The organism is Pseudomonas sp. B23(2017) (assembly GCF_002113725.1).
Taxonomy (GTDB): domain Bacteria; phylum Pseudomonadota; class Gammaproteobacteria; order Pseudomonadales; family Pseudomonadaceae; genus Aquipseudomonas; species Aquipseudomonas putida_Z.
The window spans coordinates 225,318-244,540 of sequence record NZ_NEJM01000007.1 but is presented as its reverse complement, the minus strand read 5'-3'; the positions used below and the strand labels follow the sequence as shown (position 1 = coordinate 244,540).

The 19,223-nt window shown below is 63.5% G+C and carries 16 protein-coding genes; 13 read left to right on the top strand and 3 right to left on the bottom strand.

Annotated features, from left to right (window positions below):
- Positions 1 to 13 precede the first annotated feature (13 nt).
- The 3 genes from CAG46_RS14200 to CAG46_RS14190 all read right to left on the bottom strand — a co-directional run bounded on the left by CAG46_RS14200 (position 14) and on the right by CAG46_RS14190 (position 2,989).
- Positions 14 to 955, bottom strand: a complete 942-nt coding sequence (locus CAG46_RS14200; protein ID WP_075043854.1) for an AEC family transporter — start codon at positions 953 to 955, stop codon at positions 14 to 16.
- A gap of 217 nt (positions 956 to 1,172) precedes the next feature.
- Entirely contained in the window at positions 1,173 to 1,733 is a 561-nt protein-coding gene (locus CAG46_RS14195) for a response regulator transcription factor (protein WP_025337806.1), read from the bottom strand.
- Positions 1,733 to 2,989, bottom strand: coding sequence for an ATP-binding protein (locus CAG46_RS14190; protein WP_025337805.1), 1,257 nt, complete (start codon positions 2,987 to 2,989; stop codon positions 1,733 to 1,735). Before CAG46_RS14190 ends, CAG46_RS14195 begins: the two co-directional genes overlap by 1 nt.
- Positions 2,990 to 3,191: 202 nt before the next feature.
- Here CAG46_RS14190 and CAG46_RS14185 point away from each other — a divergent pair, with 202 nt between their 5' ends.
- The 13 genes from CAG46_RS14185 to CAG46_RS14125 all read left to right on the top strand — a co-directional run bounded on the left by CAG46_RS14185 (position 3,192) and on the right by CAG46_RS14125 (position 19,191).
- Positions 3,192 to 3,908 (top strand): SIMPL domain-containing protein, encoded by a 717-nt coding sequence (locus tag CAG46_RS14185; protein WP_015269044.1) that lies wholly within the window; start codon positions 3,192 to 3,194, stop codon positions 3,906 to 3,908.
- A gap of 473 nt (positions 3,909 to 4,381) precedes the next feature.
- Positions 4,382 to 6,007 carry an ABC transporter substrate-binding protein gene (locus CAG46_RS14180; protein ID WP_025337804.1) on the top strand — a complete coding sequence of 542 codons (1,626 nt, stop codon included), beginning with the start codon at positions 4,382 to 4,384 and terminating at the stop codon, positions 6,005 to 6,007.
- Positions 6,008 to 6,153: 146 nt separating this feature from the next.
- Complete coding sequence (locus CAG46_RS14175; protein WP_085616812.1) at positions 6,154 to 7,746, top strand: ABC transporter substrate-binding protein; 1,593 nt, start codon at positions 6,154 to 6,156, stop codon at positions 7,744 to 7,746.
- A gap of 233 nt (positions 7,747 to 7,979) precedes the next feature.
- The gene (locus CAG46_RS14170; RefSeq protein WP_085616814.1) at positions 7,980 to 9,359 is read left to right on the top strand and encodes an OprD family porin; all 1,380 of its coding nucleotides are present in this window, start codon (positions 7,980 to 7,982) and stop codon (positions 9,357 to 9,359) included.
- A 77-nt stretch (positions 9,360 to 9,436) separates the two neighbouring features.
- The gene (locus CAG46_RS14165) at positions 9,437 to 11,047 is read left to right on the top strand and encodes an ABC transporter substrate-binding protein (RefSeq protein ID WP_178080705.1); all 1,611 of its coding nucleotides are present in this window, start codon (positions 9,437 to 9,439) and stop codon (positions 11,045 to 11,047) included.
- Between the two features lie 90 nt (positions 11,048 to 11,137).
- Positions 11,138 to 12,148: an ABC transporter permease subunit gene (locus CAG46_RS14160; protein ID WP_012316108.1), complete on the top strand. Its 1,011-nt coding sequence runs from the start codon at positions 11,138 to 11,140 to the stop codon at positions 12,146 to 12,148.
- 10 nt (positions 12,149 to 12,158) lie between these two features.
- Positions 12,159 to 13,085, top strand: a complete 927-nt coding sequence (locus tag CAG46_RS14155; RefSeq protein WP_025337799.1) for an ABC transporter permease subunit — start codon at positions 12,159 to 12,161, stop codon at positions 13,083 to 13,085.
- Between the two features lie 10 nt (positions 13,086 to 13,095).
- On the top strand, positions 13,096 to 14,064 hold the full coding sequence (locus CAG46_RS14150) for an ABC transporter ATP-binding protein (RefSeq protein WP_085616818.1): 969 nt from the start codon (positions 13,096 to 13,098) through the stop codon (positions 14,062 to 14,064).
- On the top strand, positions 14,064 to 15,032 hold the full coding sequence (locus CAG46_RS14145) for a peptide ABC transporter ATP-binding protein (RefSeq protein ID WP_024086321.1): 969 nt from the start codon (positions 14,064 to 14,066) through the stop codon (positions 15,030 to 15,032). The genes CAG46_RS14150 and CAG46_RS14145 overlap by 1 nt, the downstream gene beginning before the upstream one ends.
- A 372-nt stretch (positions 15,033 to 15,404) precedes the next feature.
- The gene (locus CAG46_RS14140; RefSeq protein ID WP_085616820.1) at positions 15,405 to 16,214 is read left to right on the top strand and encodes a nuclear transport factor 2 family protein; all 810 of its coding nucleotides are present in this window, start codon (positions 15,405 to 15,407) and stop codon (positions 16,212 to 16,214) included.
- A 64-nt stretch (positions 16,215 to 16,278) separates the two neighbouring features.
- Positions 16,279 to 17,685: an FAD-binding oxidoreductase gene (locus CAG46_RS14135; protein WP_085616822.1), complete on the top strand. Its 1,407-nt coding sequence runs from the start codon at positions 16,279 to 16,281 to the stop codon at positions 17,683 to 17,685.
- Positions 17,686 to 17,717: 32 nt separating this feature from the next.
- Positions 17,718 to 18,059: a cupin domain-containing protein gene (locus CAG46_RS14130; protein WP_085616824.1), complete on the top strand. Its 342-nt coding sequence runs from the start codon at positions 17,718 to 17,720 to the stop codon at positions 18,057 to 18,059.
- A gap of 52 nt (positions 18,060 to 18,111) precedes the next feature.
- A complete protein-coding gene (locus CAG46_RS14125) occupies positions 18,112 to 19,191 on the top strand; it encodes a polyamine ABC transporter substrate-binding protein (RefSeq protein ID WP_085616826.1) in 1,080 nt (359 codons plus the stop codon).
- Positions 19,192 to 19,223 lie beyond the last annotated feature (32 nt).

Genomic DNA, 19,223 nt, shown 5'->3' with positions numbered 1-19,223 from the left:
TGCAGTCAAGGATCTAGATCCATCCGCCCCACTGCAAGATGAAAATACCAATGTTGGTGGTGATCGCCGCCATTAGCGTGGTAATCACGATGATCGAGGCCGCCAGCTCATGGTTGCCGTTGGCCGCCCGCGCCATGACGTAGCTGGCCGCTGCGGTCGGGCTGCCGATGTACAGGAACAGGATGCCCAGCTCGGCCCCGCGGAAGCCGCATAGCCAGGCACCGAGTGTGCCGAGCAGCGGTAGCCAGACCATCTTCACCAGGCTGGCGTCGATGGCCAGCCTGCCACTGTCGCGCAGTGCCGCCAGCGACAGCGTGCCACCGATGCAGATCAGCGCCAGCGGCAGGGTCATCTGCGCCAGGTAGTCGCCCGAGGTCAGCAGCCAGTTGGGCAGCGGCACCTGGCCGTACGCCATGGGCGTGGCCACCAGCACACTGATGATCAGCGGGTTGCTGAGGATGCTCTTGCAGATGCTCCACGGGTCGGACTTCAGGTCCGGGCTGTACACCGCCAGCACCACTGCCGACAGCGAGTTGTACATGAGGATGACCAGGCCGGCGAGCACCGCACCCAGGGAGATGCCGTAGTCGCCATAGAGACTGGCGGCCAGGGCCAGGCCGATCACGCCGTTGTTGCCGCGGAATGCGCCTTGGGTATAGATGCCCCGGTCGGCCAGCGGGCTGCGCCAGATGGCCAGGCCCCAGGCAATGGCGAAGCCGGCCAGGGTGGCGACGATGAAATAGAGAAGGACCCCGGGTTTGACCGCCGTGGCCAGGTCGGCGTGATAGATACCGAGGAACAGCAGCGCCGGCATGCACACGTTGAACACCAGCTGCGAGGCGACGCGGTTGAAATTGTCGTCGATCAGGCGGATACGTTTGAGCAGCACGCCCATGAACAGCATGGCGAAGACCGGGGCCGTGATGTTCAGTGTCTGGATAAGAAGGGCGAGCATGCGCAAGCGATCCTGGAGGGGGTTGCCGTTAGGGGGCTAATGATACGCCAACGGCCGGGACTTGCGGGGATCGCGGGGTGATAAAGAGAAGTTTCTGTCAGTTACGGCCCTTTCGCGGGTAAACCCGCTCCCACAGGTACTGCACAGGTCTTGAGGCTTGTGAAATACCTGTGGGAGCGGGTTTACCCGCGAAGAGGCCGGTACTGCCAGTACTGAATCAGCGCCGAACCGGGCGCTTCTGCAGTTTGCGCTGCAAGGTCCGCCGGTGCATGCCCAGCGCCCGGGCGGTGGCCGAGATATTGCCTTCGTGCTCGTTCAGCACCCGCTGGATGTGTTCCCACTGCAGGCGGTCGACCGACATCGGGTTTTCCGGCACCAGGGTGTCCAGGTCGGTGTGCTCCGACAGCAGCGCCGCCAGCACATCATCGGCATCGGCCGGCTTGCACAGGTAGTTGCAGGCACCGCGCTTGACCGCTTCCACCGCGGTGGCAATGCTCGAGTATCCGGTCAGGATCACCACGCGCATTTCCGGGTCCAGTTCCAGCAGCTTGGGCAGCAGCACCAGCCCGGAGTCGCCGTCCATCTTCAGGTCCAGCGTGGCGTAGTCCGGCAGGTCCTGCTGGGCCAGGATCAACCCTTCTTCGGCAGAGCTGGCGGTGCTCACGCGGAAACCGCGGCGGCTCATGGCACGGGCCATGACCCGGGTGAAGGTGGCATCGTCATCCACCAGCAGCAGGTGCGGCAGCTCTTCGCCTTCGACCTGGTTTTCTTCGCTCATCATTCATCTCCTCGCTTGCCATAGGGCAGGCGCAGTTCGGTCAGGGTGCCACCCTGTTCATGACTATAGAGTTTCACCGAACCGCCCGCACGGGTCACGCTGGCCTTGCTCAAGAACAGGCCCAGGCCGAAGCCTTTGCCTTTGGTGGTAATGAAGGGTTTGCCGATGGCTTCGGCGATGGCCGGCGGCACGCCGGGGCCATGGTCACGGATGCTGATGACGATGTCATGGGCGTCCCAGTCCAGGCGCACTTCAAGGTCATCGGGGCAGGCATCGGCGGCATTGTTCAACAGGTTCAACAGCGCCTGGGTCAGGTCCGGCGGCGGGGTCAGGCGCGGCACCTGGCCGTCACGCAGGCGCTGGAAGCGGTAGCTGGCTTCCGGGCGCATCAGGTGCCAACGGTTGAGCGCTTCGTCCAGCCAGGCCGTCACATCCTGCTCCACCACGGCCAGGCGGCGGTTGGCTTCGGCGGCGCGTACCAGCTGTTGCAGGGTTTCCTTGCACAGCTTCACCTGGTCCTGAAGGATCTGCAGGTCTTCCTGCAGCAGCGGGTCGGCGTGGTCCTGGCGCATTTCATTCAGCAGCACGCTCATGGTCGCCAACGGCGTGCCCAGCTCATGGGCGGCACCGGCGGCCTGGGTGGCCACGGCCAGCAGCTGCTCGTCGCGCAGGCTTTCTTCACGCCGCTCGGACCGCAGCTGCTCCTGGCGGCGCAGCTCTTCGGCCATGCGCGCGGCAAAGAAGGTGATCACTGCGGCGGCCAGGGCAATGCTCAACCACATGCCATAGACCTGCATCTTGTCCCGCGCCATTGGCAGGCCTTCGAGCGGGTAGAACTGCACCAGCAGCAGGCTGTAGGCGGTCAGGGCAATGCCCGAGAGAATCAGCGAATACAACCACGGCAGGGTCACCGCGGCGATCGCCAGCGGCACCAGGTAATACGACACGAACGGGTTGGTCGAGCCGCCGGAGTAATACAGCAAGGCACTGTGGATCAGCAGGTCGCAGGCCAGTTGCAGGGCGTACTCCAGCTCGGTGACCGGCAACGACAGGCGCAGGCGCAGGGCCGTGAAGGCGCACAGCAGCGAAGACAAGGCCAAGGTGCCGGCCAGCGACAGCCAGGGCAAGGGCAGCAGTTCGGTCCAGTAGGCGACGCCCACGGAGCCGGCCTGGGCAGCCAGGACCAGGACCCGAATGACGGTCAGGCGCCAGAGGTTCTGGCGAGTAGCGGACAGCGGTTGTACGGCGGCGAGCATGAGCTCTCCTGATGAGTGCTCCAGAAAAATCGGCTGGAGTATACCGAAGCCAGGCGCCTCGCTGCAGCGATGCGGCAAAGCGCCACACTTTGTCACAGGTTGATGATGGCACTTTTGAACCCACTACACTGTTGCCGGTCTGATGGGCCATGCGTGGAATGGATGACCACAACCCACGCCTTATATTGCCAAGGAGTACCACATGCAAATCCCACGTCGCGGCACCGCCCTGATCCTGTCCTGCGGCCTGCTCGCCAGCCTGCCGGCGCTGGCTGCCGATGAGCCGCGCTACAACCAGGTCTCGCTGCGTGCCGAAGTCAGCAAGGAAGTGGCGCGTGACCTGATGGTCGTTACCCTGTACAGCGAAGCGCAGAACACCGACCCGGGCAAGCTTGCCAAGCAGATCACCGAAACCATGAACAAGGCCGTACAGCAGTCACGCCAGGTCAAGGACGTGAAGATCAGCCAGGGCAGCCGCAACAGCTACCCGGTGTATGACAGCAAGGGCCAGAAGATCACCGGCTGGCGCGAGCGCGCCGAGTTGCGCCTGGAAAGCGCCAACTTCCCGGCCTTGTCGCAGCTGACCGCCGACCTGCTGCAAGAGCTGAAGATGGGTGGCATGGACTTCTCCATCGCCCCGGCCACGCGCAAGGCCAGCGAGGATGCACTGCTCAAGGATGCGGTGGATGCCTTCAAGGCGCGCGCCCAGCTGGCTACCGAAGCGCTGGGTGGCAAGGGCTACAAAGTGGTCAGCCTGAACCTCAACAGCAGCGGTTACCCACGCCCGTACCTGCGCAGTGCACCGATGGCGATGAAGGCCATGGGGGCTGATGAGTCGGCACCGGCGCCGGATATCGAGGCCGGGACCAGTGAAGTGAGCATGAATGCCGATGGCCTGATCGAAGTGCAGATGCCTTGAAGAGTCCTCGAAACACCTGTGGGAGCGGGCTTGCCCGCCCTCATGGAACTGCACATAACACATTGAATTAGCAGGGACCCTGTGGGAGCGGCTTTAGCCGCGAACACCGGCGCAGCCGGTGCCATGCACCGCGTTGGATTCTTCGCGGCTAAAGCCGCTCCCACAGGGTACGCGGATCGCTTGCGAGTCCAGTTGTTTGTCAAATCAGGATTTTCGGAAATTTCCTACGCACCAAATAGGTGCTTCCTACACTAACCCCGCCTCGAAACATCCCGCAAAAAGCCATCATTTTGCCTGCGCAAACGTTTAACTTCCCTGGAAGTTATATCAATGCGACATCCATGTACGACCGTACCACTTTTCTGGCGTCAACTATCCCTCCGCATATTGCATTGGGAACAGCCCCTGCATAAGTATCCGCAGGTCGGCTCACGAGGCCACCTCAATCGAAAAATGACAACAATGAGGCCACCATGCTCAAACACGCAGTCATTCCGTTCCTGCTAGGCGCAGGCTTGCTCTCCGGCGCACCGTCGGCCCTCGCCGCGTCCAACCTGGTGTTCTGCTCCGAAGGCAGCCCGGCCGGCTTCGACCCAGGCCAATACACCACAGGGACTGACTTCGACGCCTCGGCCGAGACCGTGTTCAACCGCCTGACCCAGTTCGAACGTGGCGGCACTGCAGTCATCCCGGGTCTGGCGACCAAGTGGGAAGTCTCCGACGACGGAAAGACCTACACCTTCCACCTGCGCGAAGGGGTCAAGTTCCACACCACCGACTACTTCAAACCCACCCGCAACTTCAACGCCGACGACGTGCTGTTCACCTTCAACCGCATGCTCGACAAGAACCACCCGTTCCGCAAGGCCTACCCCACCGAGTTCCCGTACTTTACCGACATGGGCATGGACAAGAACATCGCCAAGCTGGAGAAGCTCGACGAGCACACGGTCAAGTTCACCCTCAACGAAGTCGACGCCGCGTTCATCCAGAACCTGGCCATGAGTTTCGCCTCGATCCAGTCCGCCGAATACGCCGACCAGCTGCTCAAGGACGGCAAGGCCGCCGATATCAACCAGAAGCCGATCGGCACCGGCCCGTTCGTGTTCAGCAAGTACCAGAAGGACGCGCAGATCCGCTTCAAGGGCAACAAGGACTACTGGCAACCCGATGACGTGAAGATCGACAACCTGATCTTCGCCATCACCACCGACGCCTCGGTGCGCATGCAGAAGCTGAAGAAGAACGAATGCCAGGTCACCCTGTTTCCGCGCCCGGCCGACATCCAGCCGCTGAAGCAGGACCCCAAGCTGCAGATGCCGCAACAAGCCGGCTTCAACCTCGGCTACATCGCCTACAACGTGATGGACAAGGTCAAGGGCAGCAACGAGGCCAACCCGCTGGCCCAGCTGAAAGTCCGCGAGGCGCTGGACATGGCCGTGGACAAGAAAAAGATCATCGAGTCGGTCTACCAGGGCGCCGGCCAACTGGCGGTCAACGCCATGCCGCCGACCCAATGGTCCTATGACGACAGCATCAAGGACGCCTCGTTCGACCCTGAGAAAGCCAAGCAGCTGCTCAAGGAAGCCGGCATCAAGGAAGGCACCGAAATCACCCTGTGGGCGATGCCCGTGCAACGCCCGTACAACCCCAATGCCAAGCTGATGGCCGAGATGCTGCAATCCGACTGGGCCAAGGTCGGCATCAAGGCGAAGATCGTCAGCTATGAATGGGGCGAGTACATCAAGCGCTCCAAAGGCGGCGAACAAGGCGCCATGCTGATCGGCTGGAGCGGTGACAACGGTGACCCGGACAACTGGCTGGGCACCCTGTACGGCTGCGACGCCATGAGCGGCAACAACTTCTCCAAGTGGTGCTACAAGCCCTACGACGACCTGATCAAGCAGGCCAAGGCCACCTCCGACCAGGCCAAGCGCACCGAGCTGTACCAGCAGGCACAGCACATCCTCAAGGAGCAGGTGCCGATCACCCCGATCGCCCACTCCACCGTGTACCAGCCCATGAGCGCCAAGGTGAAGGACTTCAAGATCAGCCCGTTCGCGCTGAACTCCTTCTACGGCGTCAGCGTGGACAAATAGGCTAGCCAAGGCACCCGTCGAGCGGCGGGTGCCCCGCCATCCTCGTACCCTTTCATGTCGTCCCGCCGCCATCCGCAGCGGGGTCGGCGACCTGTTGCCGCCATTCGTACCCTGAGGCGGTGCAAACAGACGTAAAAGGACTTTCCATGCGCCATACCACCCGCCTTTCCGCCCTGCTGGCCCTGGGCCTGATCAGCCAGTCGCCGGCCCTGCTGGCCAACAATCTGGTGTTCTGCTCCGAAGGCAGCCCGGCCGGCTTCGACACCGCCCAGTACACCAGCGCCACCGACAACGATGCCGCCGAACCGCTCTACAACCGCCTGGTCGAGTTCGAACGCGGCGGCACTGCCGTGCACCCTGCCCTGGCGACCCGCTGGGAGGTGTCCGAAGATGGCCTGCGCTACACCTTCCACCTGCGCGAAGGGGTGAAATTCCACAGCAACAAGGCCTTTGCACCGAGCCGCGACTTCAACGCCGACGACGTGCTGTTCACCTTCAACCGCATGCTCGACAAGAACCACCCGTTCCGCCAGGCCTACCCGACCGAGTTCCCCTATTTCATCAGCATGGGCCTGGACAAGAACATCGCCCGTGTCGAAAAGACCGACCCACTGACCGTGGTGTTCACCCTGAACAAGGTCGATGCCGCGTTCATCCAGAACCTGGCCATGAGCTTCGCTTCCATCCTGTCTGCCGAATACGCCGAACAGCTGATGGCCAGCGGGCGCCCCAGCGACATCAACCAGCAACCGATCGGCACCGGCCCGTTCGTGTTCCAGCGTTATCAGAAGGATTCGCAGATCCGCTACAAGGGCAACAAGGCCTATTGGTCACCGCAGGACGTGAAGATCGACAACCTGGTGTTCTCGATCAACATCGACCCTTCGGTGCGCATCCAGAAGCTGCGCCGCAACGAATGCCAGGTCACCCTGCACCCGCGCCCCGCCGACCTGCCGGCGCTCAAGGCCGACAGCAAACTGCAGGTGCTGCAGCAACCTGGCTTCAACCTCGGCTACATCGCCTACAACACCCAGCACCCACCGTTCGACCGCCTGGAAGTGCGCCAGGCGATGGACATGGCAGTGAACAAGCAGGCGATCATCCAGGCCGTGTACCAGGATTCCGGCCAGCTGGCCGTCAACGCCATGCCGCCGACCCAGTGGTCCTATGACGACAGCCTCAAGGATGCCCCCTTCGACCCGGAAAAGGCCAAGCAGCTACTGCAGCAGGCCGGGGTCAAGCCGGGCACCGAGATCACCCTGTGGGCCATGCCGGTGCAGCGCCCGTACAACCCCAACGCCAAGCTGATGGCGGAAATGCTCCAGGCCGACTGGAGCAAGCTCGGCTTCAAGGTGCGCATTGTCAGCTACGAATGGGGCGAGTACCTCAAGCGCATGAAAAGCGGCGAGCACGATATCGCCCTGATCGGTTGGACCGGGGACAACGGTGACCCGGACAACTGGCTGGGCACCCTCTACAACTGCGATGCCATCGGCAGCAACAACTACTCGCTGTGGTGCGATCCGCAGTACGACAGCCTGGTCAAGCAGGCCAAGCAGGTCACCGACCGCACGCAGCGCACCGCCCTGTACCAGCAGGCCCAGCAGCGGCTCAAGCAACAGGTGCCGATTACCCCGGTGGCGCACTCCACGGTCAACCAACCGCTCAGCGTCAAGGTTTCCGAGTTCAAGGTCAGCCCGTTCGGGCGCAACGACTTTTCCGGTGTGAGTGTTGATTGATCTTTAGCCCTCAAGGGCCTCTTCGCGGGTAAACCCGCTCCCACAGGTACGGCGCACATGCCGAAACCTGTGGTGCCCCTGTGGGAGCGGGTTTACCCGCGAAAGGGCCGGCACAGCCAACACAACGCCCCGATTCTGCCCGGTGACCCCGGGCAACCCTGGCAACACCGCAGCAGGAAGCCCGGCCCACAAGGCCAGGCAATAACTAGAAGAACAGAAAGGGAGCTTTAACCTTGAGACTATTCACCTTGACCGCACTGGCGTTATCCATCAGTGCCTTATCCACCGTGACCCAGGCCGACCCGCAAAGCCAGGAATACGTGCCCATCACCCTGAAAGGCAGCAGCGAGCAGGAGCAGGCCAGCGGCTTCATCGACGGCCAGAGCCTGTCCGGCAGCACCCGCAACTGGTACGCCCGCGAGCGCGCCACACGCGCCCCGCTGTGGAAGTACTACAAGAGCGACGGCACCCGCCACGACACCCACAGCCGCGAGAACTGGGTGCAGGGCACCATCCTCAACTACAGCTCCGGCTTCACCCAGGGCACCGTCGGCTTCGCCGTCGAAGCTGCCGGCTACAATGCCATCGCCCTGCAACAGAACCGCGAGGACGTCGCCGGCCCCAACAACCGCACCCTGACCCACAGCGACGGCGACCCGGTCGGCCAGTGGAGCAAGATGGGCCTGGCCAACGTCAAGGCGCGGGTGTCCAACACCACCCTCACCGTCGGCCGCCAATCGGTGGACACGCCGATGATTGCCTACATCGGCAACCGCGCCCTGCCCTCGAGCTTCCAGGGCGCGTTCCTGCACAGCGCCGAATTCGACAACCTGAGCTTCGACCTGGGCACCTTCGACCGCGTCTCGCCCCGTACCGAACAGAGCCTCAGCAAGTTCCGCACCGAGTACAGTGCCACTGGCGTGGAAACCGACCGCGCCAGCACCGCCGGCATCAACTACCAGCCGTTCAAGAGCCTGAGCACCAGCCTGTACGCCACCAAGGTCGACGACTTCTGGAACCAGTACTACTTCGGCGCCAACCACGTGCTCGGCGACAGCGCAGTGCTCAGCCTGAGCACCGGCCTGAACTACTACAAGACCGTCGACGCCGGCAGCAAGAAGATGGGCGATATCGACAACGACACCTACAGCCTGTCGTTCGGCCTGACCCACCAGGCCCACACCCTCAGCGCCTCCTGGCAGCAGGTCAACGGCAACGAGTACTTCGACTACCTGCACGAAACCAACGGCATCTACCTGGCCAACTCGCTGCTGTCGGACTTCAACGGCCCCAACGAGAAATCGCTGCAGATTTCCTACGTGCTGAACATGGCGCCGTACGGGGTGCCGGGCCTGAAGTTCAACCTGTACAACGCCCGCGGCTGGGGCATCGATGGTACCCATTACCGCGGTACCGCCTACGACGTGAACGGCCTGGATGGCGAAACCCACTACGAGTGGGGCTTCGGCACCAGCTACGCAGTACAGAGCGGGCCGCTGAAAGACACCAGCATCCGTGCCACCTACACCGCGCACCGCGCCAGCAAGGCTCAGGGCGATGGCAGCCTGGATGAGTTCCGGGTGGTTACCACCATTCCATTCAACATTCTCTGACCGCCGGCGCCACGGCCTGCTTCGCTGCGGGCCGTGGCGGCTACGCTGGAATCAATGCAAGCAGGGAGTTTCAACCCATGCAGAGAGCTTTCATGAAATCGCGGCCACTGCGCCTGGCCCTGGCCGCACTGCTTCTGGGCGGTGCCACGCAACTGGCGGCCAAACCATTGGTGGTGTGCACCGAGGCCAGCCCGGAAGGGTTCGACGTTGTCCAGTACACTACGGGGGTCACCTTCGATGCCACCTCCGAAGCGCTGTTCAACCGCCTGGTCGACTTCAAGCCTGGCACCACCGACGTCCAGCCGGCCCTGGCCGAACGCTGGGACATCTCACCGGACGGCCTGACCTACACCTTTCACCTGCGCCAAGGGGTGAAGTTCCACAAGACCGACTACTTCACGCCCACTCGCGAATTCAACGCCGATGACGTGCTGTGGAGCCTGCGCCGTCAGCTCGACCCGGCGCACCCGTGGCACGACAAGACCAGCGTCGGCTACCCGTACTTCGAAAGCATGTCCTTCAAGAGCCTGCTCAAGTCGGTGGAAAAGACCGATGACCACACCGTGGTGATCACCCTCACCCGCCCGGAAGCACCGTTCCTGCGGGACATGGCCATGGGCTTCACCTCGATCTACTCCGCCGAATACGGCGACCAGTTGCTCAAGGCCGGCAAGACCGCCGAGCTGAACAGCAAGCCGATCGGCACCGGCCCGTTCATCTTCCAGCGTTACAACAAGGACGCCCAGGTCCGCTTCAAACCCAACCCGGACTACTTCCGCGGCAAGCCCCCGGCCGACGCCCTGATATTCGCCATCGCCACCGACAGCAACGTGCGCCTGCAAAAGCTGCGCGCCAACGAATGCCAGGTGGCGCTATACCCCAAACCGGAGGACGTGCCGACGATCAAGGCCGACCCCAAGCTCAAGGTCGCCGAGACCGAAGCGCTGGTTACCGGCTATATCGCCATGAACACCCAGCACAAGTACCTCAGCGATGTGCGCGTGCGCAAAGCCATCAACATGGCCTTTGACCGCCAGACACACGTCGACCAGCTGTTTGGCAAGGACAACGCGCTGGTGGGCGTGAACCCGTACCCGCCGACCATGCTCGGTTACAACACCACCAACCAGAACCCGCCTCGGGACCTGGCCAAGGCCCGCGCCCTGCTCAAGGAAGCTGGCGTACCGGAAGGTACCGTGATCACCCTGTTCACCCGCAACGGCGGCGGCATGACCAACCCCAACCCCCGCCTGTCCGCCGAGATGCTGCAGGCCGACCTGAAACAGGTCGGCCTGAAGCTGGATATCCGCGTGATGGAGTGGGCCGAAATGCTGCGTCGTGCCAAGAACGGCGAAGCCGACCTGGTCTCCACCGGCTGGGCAGGCGACAACGGTGACCCGGACAACTTCCTCACCCCGCTGCTGAGTTGCGAGGCCGCCAAGAACGGCGAGAACTACGCCCGCTGGTGCAATCCGCAGTTCCAGGAACTCATCACGCGCGCACGGCAGATGACGGATGACAATGAGCGCCGATGGGTCTATGCCGAGGCTTTAAGGGTGTACGATGACGACCAACCCTGGATCAGCATGGCCCACCCCAAGGTGTTCGCCGCCATGCGTGACAACGTGGAGGGCTACGTGATCAGCCCTCTGGCCAACAACAACTTCGCCACCACCAAGGTGAAGTAGAACAACAACGACCGCCGGCAACCCACACGGGGACCGGCGGCACCCCGTAGCGTGCTGCTAGCCGCACGGCCTGATGAGGTAACCCAGACAATGTTGAGCTTTATTGCCCGGCGCCTTGGCCTGCTGATACCGACCTTTTTCGGTATCACCTTGCTGACCTTCGCGCTCATACGCCTGATCCCCGGCGACCCGGTGGAAGTGATGATGGGCGAGCGCAGGGTCGACCCCGAAATGCATGCCCAGGCCATGGAGCGCCTGGGGTTGAACAAGCCGCTGCCGGTCCAGTACCTGGACTACGTCGGCAAGCTGGCCCAGGGTGACCTCGGTGAATCGCTGCGCACCCGCGAGAGCGTGTGGAGCGAGTTCCTCACCCTGTTCCCGGCCACCCTGGAACTTGCCTTTGCCGCCCTGTTGTTCGCAGGCATCGTCGGCCTGCTGGCCGGGGTGATCGCTGCGCTCAAGCGCGGATCGCTGTTCGACCACGGGGTGATGGGCATTTCCCTGGCCGGTTACTCGATGCCGATCTTCTGGTGGGGCCTGATCCTGATCATGTTCTTCTCGGTAAGCCTGGGCTGGACCCCGGTGTCCGGGCGCATCGACCTGCTCTACGACATCGAGCCGAAGACCGGCTTCATGCTCATCGACACCCTGCTCAGCGACGAGGAAGGCGCGTTCAAGGACGCGGTGATGCACCTGATCCTGCCGGCCATCGTGCTCGGCACCATCCCGCTGGCGGTGATTGCCCGCATGACCCGCTCGTCGATGCTCGAAGTGCTGCGCGAGGACTACATCCGCACCGCCCGCGCCAAAGGCCTGTCGCCGGCCCGCGTGGTGTTCGTGCACGGCCTGCGCAACGCGCTGATCCCGGTACTGACCGTATTCGGCCTGCAGGTCGGCACATTGCTGGCCGGTGCGGTGCTGACCGAAACCATCTTTTCCTGGCCGGGCATCGGCAAGTGGCTGATCGAAGCCATCGGTGCCCGTGACTACCCCGTGGTCCAGAACGGCATCCTGTTGATCGCCTGCCTGGTGATCCTGGTCAACTTCGTCGTGGATATCCTCTACGGCCTGGCCAACCCACGCATCCGTCATCAGCGCTGAGGCCTTCGCCATGACTAGCCCGATTCCGAAATCCGTCACACCGGTCAGCCCGGTGGACCAGAGCCTGCTCTACCCCTCGCCATACAAAGAATTCTGGCAAGCCTTCGCCCGCAACAAAGGCGCGGTGATGGGCCTGGCCTTCATGTGCCTGGTGGTGTTCTGCGCGCTGTTCGCGCCGTGGGTCGCCCCGCATGACCCGAGCGAGCAATACCGCGAATTCCTGCTGACCCCACCAGTGTGGCTCGAAGGTGGCAGCTGGCAGTTCATCCTCGGCACCGACGAGCTGGGCCGCGACCTGCTTTCGCGGCTGATCCAGGGCGCGCGACTGTCGCTGCTGATCGGCCTGTCGTCGGTGGTGATGTCGCTGATCCCTGGCATCCTGCTGGGCCTGCTGGCCGGTTTCTTCCCGCAACTGCTCGGCCCGTCGATCATGCGCCTGATGGACGTGATGCTCGCCCTGCCCTCGCTGCTGCTGGCAGTGGCCATCGTCGCCATCCTCGGCCCAGGCCTGATCAACACCGTGATCGCCATCGCCATCGTGTCGTTGCCATCCTACGTGCGCCTGACCCGCGCCGCCGTGATGGGCGAGCTGAACCGCGACTACGTAACCGCCGCACGCCTGGCTGGTGCCGGGCTGCCACGGCTGATGTTCGTCACCGTGCTGCCCAACTGCATGGCACCGCTGATCGTGCAGGCCACCCTCAGCTTCTCCTCGGCCATCCTCGACGCCGCCGCCTTGGGCTTCCTCGGCCTTGGCGTACAGCCGCCGACCCCGGAGTGGGGCACCATGCTGGCTTCGGCCCGTGACTACATCGAGCGCGCCTGGTGGGTGGTGAGCCTGCCCGGCCTGACCATTCTGCTCAGTGTGCTGGCAATCAACCTGATGGGCGACGGCCTGCGCGATGCGCTGGACCCGAAACTCAAGAACGCCGCCTGAGGAGAACGCCATGTCACTGTTGCAGATCAACAACCTGAACGTGCGCTTCGGCGACGCCAATGCGGTACCGGTGGTCGATGACCTGGACCTGACGGTGGAGGCCGGCGAGATCCTGGCCATCGTCGGCGAATCCGGCTCGGGCAAGTCCGTGACCATGATGGCCCTGATGGGCCTGATCGACGCCCCCGGGCGCATCACCGCCGACTCGCTCACCTTCGACGGCACCGACATGCTCAAGCTCAGCGGCCGCCAGCGACGCAAGGTGGTGGGCAAGGACATCGCCATGGTCTTCCAGGACCCGATGACCGCGCTCAACCCCAGCTACACCGTGGGCTACCAGATTGAGGAAGTGCTGCGCCAGCACCTGGGCCTGAAGGGCAAGGCCGCGCGCCAGCGTGCCCTGGAGCTGCTGAAAAAGGTCGAGATCCCGGCTGCGGAAAGCCGCCTGGACGCCTACCCGCACCAGCTGTCCGGCGGCATGAGCCAGCGCGTGGCGATTGCCATGGCGATTGCCGGCGAGCCCAAGCTGCTGATTGCCGACGAACCCACCACTGCGCTGGACGTGACCATCCAGGCGCAGATCATGGAGCTGCTGGTCAACCTGCAGAAGGAGCGCAACATGGCGCTCATCCTGATCACCCACGACCTCGCCGTGGTCGCCGAAACGGCCAGGCGGGTGTGCGTGATGTACGCCGGCCAGGCCGTGGAAGTGGGCCAGGTGCCGGAGCTGTTCGACGTGCCCGCCCACCCCTACAGCGAAGCGTTGCTGGCGGCGATCCCCGAGCACAGCATCGGTGCCGAACGCCTGGCCACCCTGCCCGGCATCGTCCCCGGCCGCTACGACCGCCCCGTGGGTTGCCTGCTGTCACCGCGCTGCCCGTACGTGCAGGACAACTGCCGGCGCCAGCGCCCGCCCCTCGATCCCCAGGCCCATGGCCTGGTGCGTTGCTTCTACCCGCTGAACCAGGAGGTGGCGTGATGGCCGTCGTTCTATCCGCCCGGGAGCTGACCCGGCATTACGAAGTCTCCCGCGGGCTGTTCAAGGGCCACGCCCTGGTCCGCGCGCTGAATGGCGTGTCGTTCGAACTGGAGGCCGGCAAGACCCTGGCCGTGGTCGGCGAGTCCGGCTGCGGCAAGTCGACCCTGGCCCGCGCACTGACCCTGATCGAAGAGCCGTCGTCCGGCTCGCTGCAAATTGCTGGCACCGAAGTGAAAGGCGCCAGCAAGAGCGAGCGCAAGCAACTGCGCCGCGACGTACAGATGGTGTTCCAGAGCCCCTACGCCTCGCTCAACCCACGGCAGAAGATTGGTGACCAGCTGGCCGAGCCGCTGCTGATCAACACCTCGCTGAGCAAGGCCGAGCGGCGAGAAAAGGTGCAGAAGATGATGGAACAGGTCGGCCTGCGCCCCGAGCATTACCAGCGCTACCCGCACATGTTCTCCGGCGGCCAGCGCCAGCGTATCGCCCTGGCCCGGGCAATGATGCTTCAGCCCAAGGTGCTGGTGGCGGACGAACCGACCTCGGCGCTGGACGTGTCGATCCAGGCCCAGGTACTGAACCTGTTCATGGATTTGCAGAAGGAGTTCAATACCGCCTACGTGTTCATCTCGCACAACCTGGCGGTGGTGCGGCATGTGGCCGATCAGGTGCTGGTGATGTACCTCGGCCGGCCGGCGGAGATGGGGCCGAAAGAAGATATCTACGAAAGGCCGTTGCACCCGTATACCCAGGCGCTGCTGTCGGCGACGCCGGCGATTCACCCGGACCCTTTGAAGCCGAAGATCCGCATTGCCGGGGAGTTGCCCAACCCGCTGAACCCACCGGATGGGTGTGCGTTTCACAAGCGTTGCCCGTATGCGACCGAGCGGTGTGCCAAGGAGGTGCCGGCACTCAGGCAGGTGAGTACCCGGCAGGTGGCTTGTCACTATGCCGAGCAGTTTCTTTAGCCTTTTAGATTGCCGGGGCTGCGTTGCAGCCCATCGCGACACAAGGCCGCTCCTACAAGGGACCGCGATCTCCTGTAGGAGCGGCCTTGTGTCGCGATGGGCCGCAAAGCGGCCCCAAAAATCTCAATGCATGAAGAACCAGATCAGGATAATCACCGGAATCGGCACCCCAATCATCCAAAGCAGTATCGAGCGCATGGCCTTTCTCCTTGTTCGATGTTGAACAGACCGGTGCACTCGCCATGCCATCCCTATCAAAAAAACACTCTCAACCGAATCAACGGCTTACTGCCCAAGCCGCTTGGCAAAACCGTGCAATATGCCGGATCCGCACCCTTGCAGCTGGGTGTTCTGCAATGCACTATCAGGCTCATGACCGCCACCACCCTCCCCGACGGCCCCGAGCAGACCCCGCTCACCGCCGACACCGTGCTGCGCTACCACCTGTGCTGGAAGCACCGTGACCTGGACGGCGTCATGGCGCTCTACCACCCCGACATCCAGTACCACGACTTCTTCCAGAACCGCGTGCTCAGCTACCAGGAACTGCGTGACTACGTGCGCGCCTGCCTGCCCCATGAAGCCGGCGAAGATATCGTGCACAGCGACCGCATCCGCGTCGACGGCTGTACCGCGTTCATCCAGTACCAGGTCACGGTCCAGGGCGGCGACGGCCTGGTGGCGTTCCAGTCCAGCGAGGCGATTACCGTGAAGGACGGCCTGATCTGGCAGGTCAACGAGTACGCCACGCTGGTCCGCCGGAGCAGCAGTGGCCATGCCAGCAGCGGCCCGCGCCCGGCCACCAGCCGCCTGGGCCTGTCACCCCGACAGCTGTCGACCATGGCCCAGGACCTGGAACACTACTTCCAGCGCCAGCGCCCCTACCTGGACCCGGAGCTGGACCTGCAGCAGGTGGCCGACGCCAGCGGCTACAGCCGCAACCAGATCTCCTACCTGCTCAACCAGGTGCTCGGGCAAAGCTTCTACCGCTACGTCAACCAGGCCCGCCTGCAGCACTTGATGGCCAGCCTCGACGACGACAGCATCGAAGCCACGATCGACGAGCTGGCGTTCAATGCCGGTTTCAACTCGTTGTCGGCGTTCTACAAGTGTTTCCGCGAACACACCGGGCTTACGCCCAAGGCGTACCTTAAGCAAATTTCCCTGCGTGCACGCACGTAGGACAGCCGCCCGCCGACACCACTAGGATCGCCCACAGACCTTGACGGATGTGGAGCCGAACCCGATGCAACCCCTGCGCACGCTCAGCCTGTGGATGGACCAGCTCGACGAGCCGTTGTGCGCCCGCCCGGCCCTGCGCGAGGACCTGGACGCGGATGTATGCATCATCGGCGCTGGCTACACCGGCCTGTGGACCGCCTACTACCTCAAGCGCCAGGCGCCACAGCTGAACATCGCGGTAATCGACGCCAACATCGCCGGCTTCGGCGCCTCGGGGCGCAACGGCGGCTGGCTGATGGGCAACCTGCTCGGCGAAGACCGCCTGCTGGCCACGCTGTCGCCGCAACAGCGCCGCGCCAGCATCGACCTGCTGCATGACATCCCCGATGAAGTACACCGCGTGCTGCATCGCGAGAGCATCGACTGCGACTACCGCAAAGGCGGCGTGCTGTACTGCGCCGCGCGCTACCCGGAACAGGAGCGCAGCCTGCGCGCCTACCTCGACGACCTTTATCGCCAAGGCATGACCGAGGACGACTACCGCTGGCTACGCCCCGAACAGCTTGACGCTCAGTTGCGGGTCAGCAATGCCTATGGCGCCATCTACAGCCCGCACACCGCAACCATCCAACCCGCCAAGCTGGCGCGTGGCCTGGCCCGGGCGGTAGAGGCGCTGGGCGTACCCATCTACGAAAACACCCCAGCCATCGACTGGCAGCCGGGTGAGGTGCGTACCCCGTTGGCGCGCATCCGTTGCCAATGGATGGTACCCGCCGTGGAGGGCTACGCCGCCAGCCTGCCGCCACTGGGCAAACATCAGCTGCCGGTACAGAGCCTGTTGGTGGCCACCGAACCACTGCCGGAGGCCACCTGGGAACAGATCGGTCTGAACCAGGGCCAGGCGTTCAGCGAAAGCAGCCGCCAGGTCACCTACGGCCAGCGCACCGCCGACAACCGCCTGGTATTCGGCGCCCGTGGCGGCTACCGCTTCGGTGGCCGCCTGCGCGAAAACTTCAACCTCGACGAACAGGAAATCGAGCTGCGCCGCTACCTGTTCAGCGAGTTGTTCCCGCAGCTGAAGCACGTGCGTATCACCCATTCCTGGGGCGGCAACCTGGGCATGGCGCGGCGCTTCCGCCCGCACATGCTCTGCGACCGCCAACGCGGCATCGCCCTGGCGGGCGGCTACGGCGGCGAAGGCGTCGGCGCCACCAACCTGGGCGGGCGCACCCTGGCGGCGCTGATCCTGAACCAGCACAACGAACTGACCGCGCAACCCTGGGTGCTCGACAACCGCCCGCTTTCAAGCCTGGCCAGTTGGCCACCCGAGCCCTGCCGCTGGCTGGGCTACAACGCAATCATCCAGAGCTTCGTCCACGAGGACCGGACCCTCGCCAACCCCGCCAGCGCGCCTTGGAGGCGGCGCCTGGCCAGCAATCTTGCAGACTTCATGGAAGGCTTCATGCACTGACCTCCCTTTCCCCAACACAGGATTTACCGGTCATGAGCATCACCCATTTCAAGAACACCAACAGCGCCGTGCTCGATAGCTCCAACCCCGTTGCGGTACCACTCGGCGAGCCCGTGGCGGTAACGTCGGTCACCTGTGTGGAGCGCAGCGACGGCGTCGAAACCGGCATCTGGGAGTGCACCCCCGGGCGCTGGCGTCGGCAGATCGTGCAGCAGGAGTTCTGCCATTTCACCAAGGGCCGCTGCACTTTCACCCCTGACGGTGGCGAGCCGCTGTCCATAGAAGCCGGAGACGCACTGATGCTACCGGCCAACAGCACAGGCACCTGGGACATCCAGGAGACCGTGCGCAAGACCTACGTCCTTATTTTCTGATCCGCTGATCGCCTGCCTTCGATAACAACACACAAAGCAAGGTAACCCCGACATGCGCACGCTCCTTCTCGCCCCCCTGATGCTGGCCGCCAGCGTGGCCGGTGCCGCCGAAACGGTGAAGATCTACAACTGGTCCAGCTACGTTGCCCCCGACACACTGAAGAACTTCCAGCAAGCCAGCGGTATCGTGCCCACCTACGACGTTTACGACAGCAACGAAACCCTCGACGGCAAGCTGATGACCGGCAACTCCGGCTACGACGTGGTGTTCCCGTCCAACCACTTCATGGCCCGTCAAATCCAGGGCAAAGCCCTGAAGCAGCTGGACAAGTCGCAGCTGCCCAACTGGCACAACCTCAACCCGGTGTTGCTCAAGGCACTGGAGGTCAATGACCCGGGTAACCAATACGGCTTCCCGTACCTGTGGGGCAGCACCGGCATCGGCTACAACGTCGACAAGGTCAAGGCGGTGCTCGGCGACAGCGCGCCAATAAACTCGTGGGACCTGATCTTCAAGCCTGAGTACATGAGCAAGCTGAAAAGCTGCGGCGTCGCCGTGCTGGACAACGGCCCCGAGCTGTTACCGATCGCCCTGCACTACCTGGGCCTGCCGCACCACAGCCAGAACCCGGCGGACTACGACAAGGCCAAGGCGCTGCTGATGCAGGTGCGGCCATACATCAGCTACTTCCACTCATCGAAGTACACCGGCGATCTGGCTAACGGCGATATCTGCGTGGTGGTGGGTTTCTCGGGGGATGTGTTGCAGGCGAAGAATCGTGCCGAGGAGGCGAAGAACGGGGTGAACGTGGGGTATTCGATACCCAGGGAAGGCGCACCGATGTGGTTCGACATGGTTGCCATGCCGGCCGATGCACCGGATGAGAAGGCCGGGTATGCCTACATGAACTACCTGCTGCAGCCGGAGGTGATGGCCAACATCAGCAACCATGTGCAATACGCCAACGGCAACCTTGAGGCGGACGGGCTGGTGGATCCGGCGATGAAGGGTAATACGATGGTTTACCCGAGCGAGGAAGTGATGGGCAAGCTGTATGCGCTGGAGGCGATGCCGGCCAAGATCGACCGTATTCGCACGCGGATCTGGACCAGTATCAAGGCAGGAAACTGAGTGCGGCCGTAACGCGGTCACTGTGGGAGCGG

Bases quoted from the DNA above. Each gene is read 5' to 3' on its own strand.
- CAG46_RS14200 (WP_075043854.1), bottom strand. From the start codon at position 955: ATGCTCGCCCTTCTTATCCAGACACTGAACATCACGGCCCCGGTCTTC.
- CAG46_RS14195 (WP_025337806.1), bottom strand. From the start codon at position 1,733: ATGAGCGAAGAAAACCAGGTCGAAGGCGAAGAGCTGCCGCACCTGCTG.
- CAG46_RS14190 (WP_025337805.1), bottom strand. From the start codon at position 2,989: ATGCTCGCCGCCGTACAACCGCTGTCCGCTACTCGCCAGAACCTCTGG.
- CAG46_RS14185 (WP_015269044.1), top strand. From the start codon at position 3,192: ATGCAAATCCCACGTCGCGGCACCGCCCTGATCCTGTCCTGCGGCCTG.
- CAG46_RS14180 (WP_025337804.1), top strand. From the start codon at position 4,382: ATGCTCAAACACGCAGTCATTCCGTTCCTGCTAGGCGCAGGCTTGCTC.
- CAG46_RS14175 (WP_085616812.1), top strand. From the start codon at position 6,154: ATGCGCCATACCACCCGCCTTTCCGCCCTGCTGGCCCTGGGCCTGATC.
- CAG46_RS14165 (WP_178080705.1), top strand. From the start codon at position 9,437: ATGCAGAGAGCTTTCATGAAATCGCGGCCACTGCGCCTGGCCCTGGCC.
- CAG46_RS14160 (WP_012316108.1), top strand. From the start codon at position 11,138: ATGTTGAGCTTTATTGCCCGGCGCCTTGGCCTGCTGATACCGACCTTT.
- CAG46_RS14155 (WP_025337799.1), top strand. From the start codon at position 12,159: ATGACTAGCCCGATTCCGAAATCCGTCACACCGGTCAGCCCGGTGGAC.
- CAG46_RS14150 (WP_085616818.1), top strand. From the start codon at position 13,096: ATGTCACTGTTGCAGATCAACAACCTGAACGTGCGCTTCGGCGACGCC.
- CAG46_RS14145 (WP_024086321.1), top strand. From the start codon at position 14,064: ATGGCCGTCGTTCTATCCGCCCGGGAGCTGACCCGGCATTACGAAGTC.
- CAG46_RS14140 (WP_085616820.1), top strand. From the start codon at position 15,405: ATGACCGCCACCACCCTCCCCGACGGCCCCGAGCAGACCCCGCTCACC.
- CAG46_RS14135 (WP_085616822.1), top strand. From the start codon at position 16,279: ATGCAACCCCTGCGCACGCTCAGCCTGTGGATGGACCAGCTCGACGAG.
- CAG46_RS14130 (WP_085616824.1), top strand. From the start codon at position 17,718: ATGAGCATCACCCATTTCAAGAACACCAACAGCGCCGTGCTCGATAGC.
- CAG46_RS14125 (WP_085616826.1), top strand. From the start codon at position 18,112: ATGCGCACGCTCCTTCTCGCCCCCCTGATGCTGGCCGCCAGCGTGGCC.